Consider the following 6638-nt stretch of genomic DNA (forward strand, 5'->3'; position numbering starts at 1 on the left):
CGACCCAGAAAGCGTTTGCCCCCACCTTTTCGGTGGGGGATTGACCGTTTTGTGAAGGTGAAAGCGCATCGAATACAAGGGATTCGGACAGCGAAAAAAGCTCGTTATGAATACACCAGGCTTTTCATGAGATTATCAATCATCCTCAATCCGCCGTCCCCGGAAAGGCTTAAGACGGACTCGGGATGAAACTGCACGGCATAGATCGGCAATTCCCGGTGGCGAAAGGCCATGGGAATCCCATCTTCCGTCTCCGCCAGCAACCTCAAGGACGGCGGCAAGTCCCGCACGTAAAGCGAATGGTAGCGTCCGACAAGCATGGCGTCGCCCAACGAATCAAACAGCGGATCGTTTTCCAGGATGCGGACCACGGATTTTTCCCCATGGGCCGGTTTCGGAAGCACATCCAGCCGGCCGCCGAAGTATTCCGCCAGGCCCTGGAAACCGAGGCAGACGCCGAACAGGGGGAGGCGATGAGAGACCGACAGCGCAATGGTTTCGCTCATCTGGAAGCGTTCCGGCCTTCCAGGCCCCGGCGACAACACGACCAGGTCGTACGACGGATTCTCCGCGATCATCCTTCGCGCCGCCTCGGAACGCGCCGTCAGGACCTCGGCCCCCGTCTGCATGAAATAATTCGCCAAGATATGCACAAATGAACCTTCGTGGTCCACGAGCAGCACCCGTTTTCCCGTTCCGAAACGCGGACGATACGCCCGTTTCTTTTCGTCGTTGCGACCGGACGCCTCCAGTGCCTGCATGAGGACCGCCACCTTGACCAGCGTCTCTTCTTCTTCGGCCTCGGGATCGGAAGCATGAAGGACCGTCGCGCCCACCCGCATTTCTGCCATTCCGCCGGCCAACTTGATGGTCCTGAGCGTCAGTCCTGTGTTCATGTTGCCATTAAAGTTCAGCCATCCGATCGCCCCGCCGTACCATCCGCGCGGCGTTTCCTCATGGGCTTCGATCCACCGCATCGCCTCAAGCTTCGGCGCTCCGGTGACGGTCACCGACCACATGTGGGTCATAAAGGCATCCAGCGCGTCGTAGCCGGGGGCCAATTCACCGACGATGTGATCCACCGTGTGAAACAAGTGCGAATACTGCTCGATTTGCCGCCTTCCGATCACCCGGACGGACCCCGGCAGGCAGATGCGGGACTTGTCGTTGCGATCGACGTCCGTGCACATCGTCAATTCGGCTTCATCCTTGACCGAATTGAGAAGCTTCTTGATGTTCTCGGCGTCTTCCAGGGCGTTGGCTCCCCGTCTGATCGTGCCGGATATCGGGCTGGTCTCCACTTGACGCCCCACCACACGCACGTACATCTCCGGAGAAGATCCGATCAAATGTTGATGGCCGAGATGTATGAAAAAGCCATACGGACTGGGATTGATCCGACTCAGATTTTTAAAAACCTCCGACGGCTTCAGCATGCATCGACGGTAAAACGCTTGTGAAGGAACCACTTCGAACAGATCGCCCTCATAGAACGACGGCATCGCTTTCCGGACAAGGCCGGCGAAGTAACCGGGGCGATCCGGCGGAAGGGGGCGATCACCAGAAGGCTCAAAGGGGTAGAACGCCCCTTCTCGCGGCCATCCTGCGGTCGATTCCGCTCCGACCGCGAAGTCGTACGCGATGCGGAAAGCGTCGCCGGTTTTCCGATCCACCACCCAAATCTCATCTGGCAAAAAAAGATGCATATCCACCTGATCTTCAGGACGCGGCTTCATCGGTTCAAGGGCCTCGAACTGAAAGATGAGGTCGTAACCGAAAGCGCCGTATAACCCCAGAAACACGTCTTCTTCCGCGGAAAAGGCTTTTTGAATGGCGCGAATCACGCTGAAGACGGACGGCTGCTTGGTGCGCTCTTCCTCCACGACAACCTCCGCCCTGCGCTTCACCGTGACCGTCAAATGCGCCTCTCCGAGCCGGACTTCATCCACGGCCGGTTCGCGCGATATCCATCGCTTAAGAACGGGCAAAAGCAAGGCGCCCCGCCGGTTGAGCGCCCGAATCATGACGGTCCGCTCCCGCGAGACGACCTCTAACGGCGGATTCACAAATCCGACGTCCCAGCGCGTGTATCGTCCGGTGTATTCTACCCCGCTGGAAAACAGGGCACCTTTCTCGTGATTCAAGCGATCCGCCAACCGCTCGATCCCTGAGGGGCTCGTCTCTTTGTTCAGCCGCCTTTGAACGGTCACACCGGAAGGGGTCCGATAAACCTTCTCCTTCTCTTCAGAGGCCAGCATCACGGAATCGTACACGGCGTTTCTCCTCCTCGTATACGTCTGGGGTATACAGAGGGGAGCTTCGGATCAGTGAAGCGGTTGACGAAAGACGGGCTCCGCTCTCCTCTGCTCCGCTCTGCCTGAGCTCGGCTCGGCTCGTCATGATGAGATAATATAATCGACATCTCCTTTCGTTGTCAATGAACAAGGCGTCCGTTTGCGGGATCGCCGTGGACAGGCTATCATGAAGCTGGACTTCAGCCGCTGGATGGTAGGGGGTTTTTATGAAAAGTGTCTTACTTGCAGATCTTAAAAACATGGGCCGCGATCGGAACGGCCAAAATGATCAAGCGTCTGCTGGCGGCCTTGGGCCGGAAGGGGACCACCCTGCCGGGGGCGGTGGCGCTCCGCATTAGTCCGGATCTGCTGCGTTATTACGGCCGCAAGCTGGAGGGGCGGGTGGTGTTTGTGACCGGCACCAACGGAAAGACGACGACGAGCAATCTGCTGGCCCATTTCTTGCGAAAAGATGGACGTAAAGTGATTTCGAACGCGCTGGGCGCCAATTTGATGCAGGGAATTGCAACCGCTTTGATCGAAGGATTCTCCCCGTCAAGTCGAAATCAAGTGGCGGTTCTGGAAGTGGATGAGGCGACGATCGGCAAAGCGATCGAGCCGCTGCAACCGGCGGCGGTCGTGGTGACCAATTTTTTTCGGGATCAGCTGGACCGGTACGGGGAACTCGATGCGGTCGTCGGCATGGTCGAACGCGCGCTGGAGCGGACGCCCCCGCAAACGACCGTGGTGTTAAACGCCGACGATCCGCTGGCGTCTTCGGTGGCTCCGCCGGGAAAGAAGACGGTCTACTACGGCGTGGAGTCGACCGAGATGCCGATGGACGAACAAGGAGAGGTTCGGGACGGCAAATTCTGTCGCCGTTGCGGATCGCTGCTGCGGTACCGCCTGTATTATTACGGACAACTCGGATTTTACGATTGTCCCGGCTGCGGTTTTCGCCGTCCGACGCCGGATGTGGCCGCGCGTCGCGTACGCCTCCAGGACGGAGGGATCGTGTTTGAACTGGACGGGGAGACCGGTGTTGTGGACACGCCCGCTTTTTACAACGTCTACAACGCGCTGGCGGCCATTGCCGCGGCCAAGGTGCTGGGAGTACAGCCGCGGCTGATCGCGCGCGAGATGAAGCGCTTGAACATCGGACTTGGCCGGATGGAACGCCTTCGGGTCGACGGCGAACGGGAAACGTGGCTGGCGCTGGTGAAAAATCCCACCGGCTGCAACCAGGTGCTGAAGGTCGTCATCCAGATGGATCGGCCGATGGATCTGGTGTTTATTTTGAACGACCGCCATGCCGACGGCACCGACGTGTCATGGATCTGGGATGCGCATCTGGAGCGGCTGAAGGCGCAAAACCATCTGCGCCGGGTGATCGCGGCCGGAACACGGGCGCACGATATGGCCGTCCGTTTGAAGTACGCCGGCTTGGGGGACATCACGACGATTCAGGAAGGCGACGTCGCGGCGGTGGATGCCGCGCTCAGCGAACTGCCGTTCGGCCATACGCTGGTCGTTTTGTCGACGTACACGTCCTTGTATGCCGTTCGAGATCACCTGTTGAAGAAAGGCGGTGCGGCCGTTGAAGCTTAAAATAGGGCATCTGTATCCGGATGTGCTGGAAGTCTACAGCGACCGAGGCAATGTCACCGTCTTGCAAAAAAGGGCAGAATGGCGCGGAATCGACGTGCAGGTGGACCGCATCGGCATCGGCGACGACGTGAACCTCGCGGAATACGATTTGTTGTTTGCAGGTGGCGGCGAAGACCGGGAACAGATGCGGGCGGCGGAAGATCTGTTGAGAAAACGGGACGCGCTCCTTAAAGCGGTCGCCTCCGGCACCGTCGTTCTGGCGATCTGCGGCAGTTACCAATTGCTCGGCCGCTATTTTGAGACGGTCAACGGCCATCGGATTGAAGGCGTCGGGCTGCTGGACCTTTATACCATCGGCGGCCGGCGGCGGCTGACGGGCAACGTCGTGGGCAAACTGACGATTTTCGATTTTGAGTGCACGGTGGTCGGTTATGAAAATCATTCGGGACGGACGTACCTCGGCTCGGGTGCGGCGCCGTTGGCCACGGTGGTGAGCGGTCACGGCAACAACGGGGAAGACGGTTGGGAAGGCGTGGCGCAGGGCACGGTGTTCGGAACCTACTTGCACGGGCCGGTTCTGGCGAAAAACCCGCTTCTGGCCGATCATCTGCTGCGGTTGGCGCTCAAACGAAGAACCGACCGGCCTCACCTGCCCCCGCTCGACGACGAATGGGAATGGACGGCCCATGAGCGCCTCGTCCGGAGGGTCGCCCACATGGAAGCGGCCTGTCCACGATGAAGCGGCCGAACGGGCGGTCATCGCATCCCGCGACCGGCCCTACGCCCACACGTCGCGCACCTCGATCGTTTGATCGCGGCCGGGGCCTACGGAAAAGAGGGAGAGGGGAATGCCCGTCAGCTGAACGATGCGCTCGAGGTAACGGCGGGCGTTGTCCGGCAGATCTTCCAGAGAACGGACGCCGGTGATGTCTTCCGTCCACCCGGGCATTTCCTCGTACACCGGTTCGCATGCGGACAGAACGCGCAAATTGGCCGGGAAGTGTTCGAGAATCTGCCCCCTGCACCTGTAGGCGACGCCGATTTTCACCGTGGGCAGCCCGGAGAGCACATCGAGGCTGTTGACGGCCAGATCAGTAATGCCGCTCACGCGCCGCGCATGGCGGACGACCACGCTGTCGAACCAGCCGATACGACGCGGCCGGCCGGTCGTCGTCCCGTACTCGTGGCCCCGCTCGCGGATGTAATCGGCGATCTCACCGTGGATCTCCGTCAGGAACGGGCCATCGCCCACGCGCGTCGTGTACGCCTTGGCCACGCCCACTACGCGGTGGATTTTGGTCGGCCCCACCCCCGCGCCGACACACACACCGCCGGCAATGGGGTTGGAGGAGGTGACGTAGGGATACGTGCCGTGATCGATGTCGAGCATCACGCCCTGCGCCCCTTCGAACAACACCCGCCGCCCCCGATCGATGGCCTCGTTCAGCACAACGGAGGTGTCCGTGACGAAGGGACGGAGAACGTCGACGTAACGGCGATATTCCTTATAGATCGTCTGGAGGTCGAACCCTTCCGTCTCATACACCGCCTCCAGGATCCGGTTTTTCTCGGCCAAGTTGCGGTCCAGCCTTTCGCGAAAGACGTCTTCATCGAGCAGATCGGCGACGCGAATGCCCACGCGAGCCGCCTTGTCCACATACGCCGGGCCGATTCCTTTGCGCGTCGTGCCGATTTTATCGTTGCCCTTGCGCTCCTCTTCCGCGATGTCCAGCCTGATGTGATACGGCAGGATCACATGGGCGCGGTCGCTGACGTACAGGTTGGTCACCGGGATCCCGTTTTCCCGCAGGTACGCCAGCTCCTCGGCAAAGACCCTCGGGTCGATGACCATCCCGTTGCCGATCACACACACCTTTTCCGGATAAAAAACGCCCGAGGGAATGAGGTGAAGCTTATATTTCTTCCCCCCGAACGAAATGGTATGTCCCGCATTGTTGCCCCCTTGGTAGCGCGTCACCACTTCCGCTCGCTGGGCCAGAAAATCGGTGACCTTGCCCTTCCCCTCGTCTCCCCACATCGTGCCGACGACGACCACCGTGGACACAATGCGTCACCTCTGCTCTGCTCTCGAATTCACGCGCGACCTTCGCGTGCCATTCCGCGGCGTTTTTCAAGGATACGCGGCCCGCGGCATCGGGGCTAAGGCCTGCTTCGCGCACGGTCAGTGTAACAAGGGGCCCGGGAAGTGTCAACAACTGTATGTTAACAACTGTATGTCAACAACGGCAAATGAACCCATCACACCGGCTTATCGAACCTCATAGGCGACCTGGACGGCCGCTTCCCACTCCGGTCCGCCCGACGATGTTTCCGTCGGCGGAGGCGCTGCTGCTGCCGCCTTCACCACCTCATAGGCGATGCCGGTCATCGGCATCGGCGCCATGGATGACCGGCAAAGCGCCCGTGGACAAGGACGACCCGACGGCGTTTTCGGCCACGTTCGAAGGCAGCGTGCGGGGCAGCAATCGCCTCGCCGCTCCGAGGGAAAAGTGGCGCCACGACAAAAAAAGCCTGTTTGAGGGGCGTGATCCTCAAACAGGCCGGGAACACCGGCGGAAATGGACCTGCCGAATTTAACGGTAACACGATTACAGAAATCCCCGGCGAAAGCCCCGGAATTCATTCCGGGGATGAAGCCGGTTGTACATCCTTGATACTAACGATAAAATATTCATGAAGAACAACGACAGAAAGGAGGGAGCTGATTGCAAACCA

Annotated in this window: 5 protein-coding genes; 2 read left to right on the forward strand and 3 right to left on the reverse strand. The window is 59.8% G+C overall.

Going from position 1 to position 6638, the window contains the following annotated elements:
• Positions 1-104 precede the first annotated feature (104 nt).
• Positions 105-2273: an anthranilate synthase component I gene (locus SA87_RS06425; RefSeq protein ID WP_156423605.1), complete on the reverse strand. Its 2169-nt coding sequence runs from the start codon at positions 2271-2273 to the stop codon at positions 105-107.
• A 264-nt stretch (positions 2274-2537) separates the two neighbouring features.
• Here SA87_RS06425 and SA87_RS06430 point away from each other — a divergent pair, with 264 nt between their 5' ends.
• Complete coding sequence (locus tag SA87_RS06430) at positions 2538-3902, forward strand: MurT ligase domain-containing protein (protein ID WP_066441949.1); 1365 nt, start codon at positions 2538-2540, stop codon at positions 3900-3902.
• Positions 3883-4641 carry a type 1 glutamine amidotransferase gene (locus SA87_RS06435; protein ID WP_211258088.1) on the forward strand — a complete coding sequence of 253 codons (759 nt, stop codon included), beginning with the start codon at positions 3883-3885 and terminating at the stop codon, positions 4639-4641. The genes SA87_RS06430 and SA87_RS06435 overlap by 20 nt, the downstream gene beginning before the upstream one ends.
• Before the next feature lie 39 nt (positions 4642-4680).
• On the opposite strand, the gene SA87_RS06440 is transcribed toward SA87_RS06435, so the two are convergent.
• Positions 4681-5967, reverse strand: coding sequence for an adenylosuccinate synthase (locus SA87_RS06440; RefSeq protein ID WP_066200896.1), 1287 nt, complete (start codon positions 5965-5967; stop codon positions 4681-4683).
• Between the two features lie 204 nt (positions 5968-6171).
• A complete protein-coding gene (locus tag SA87_RS14260) occupies positions 6172-6306 on the reverse strand; it encodes a hypothetical protein (protein ID WP_281180928.1) in 135 nt (44 codons plus the stop codon).
• Positions 6307-6638 lie beyond the last annotated feature (332 nt).

It is taken from the genome of Hydrogenibacillus schlegelii (assembly GCF_001653195.1).
Classification (GTDB): Bacteria; Bacillota; Bacilli; order Thermicanales; family DSM-22653; genus Hydrogenibacillus; species Hydrogenibacillus schlegelii.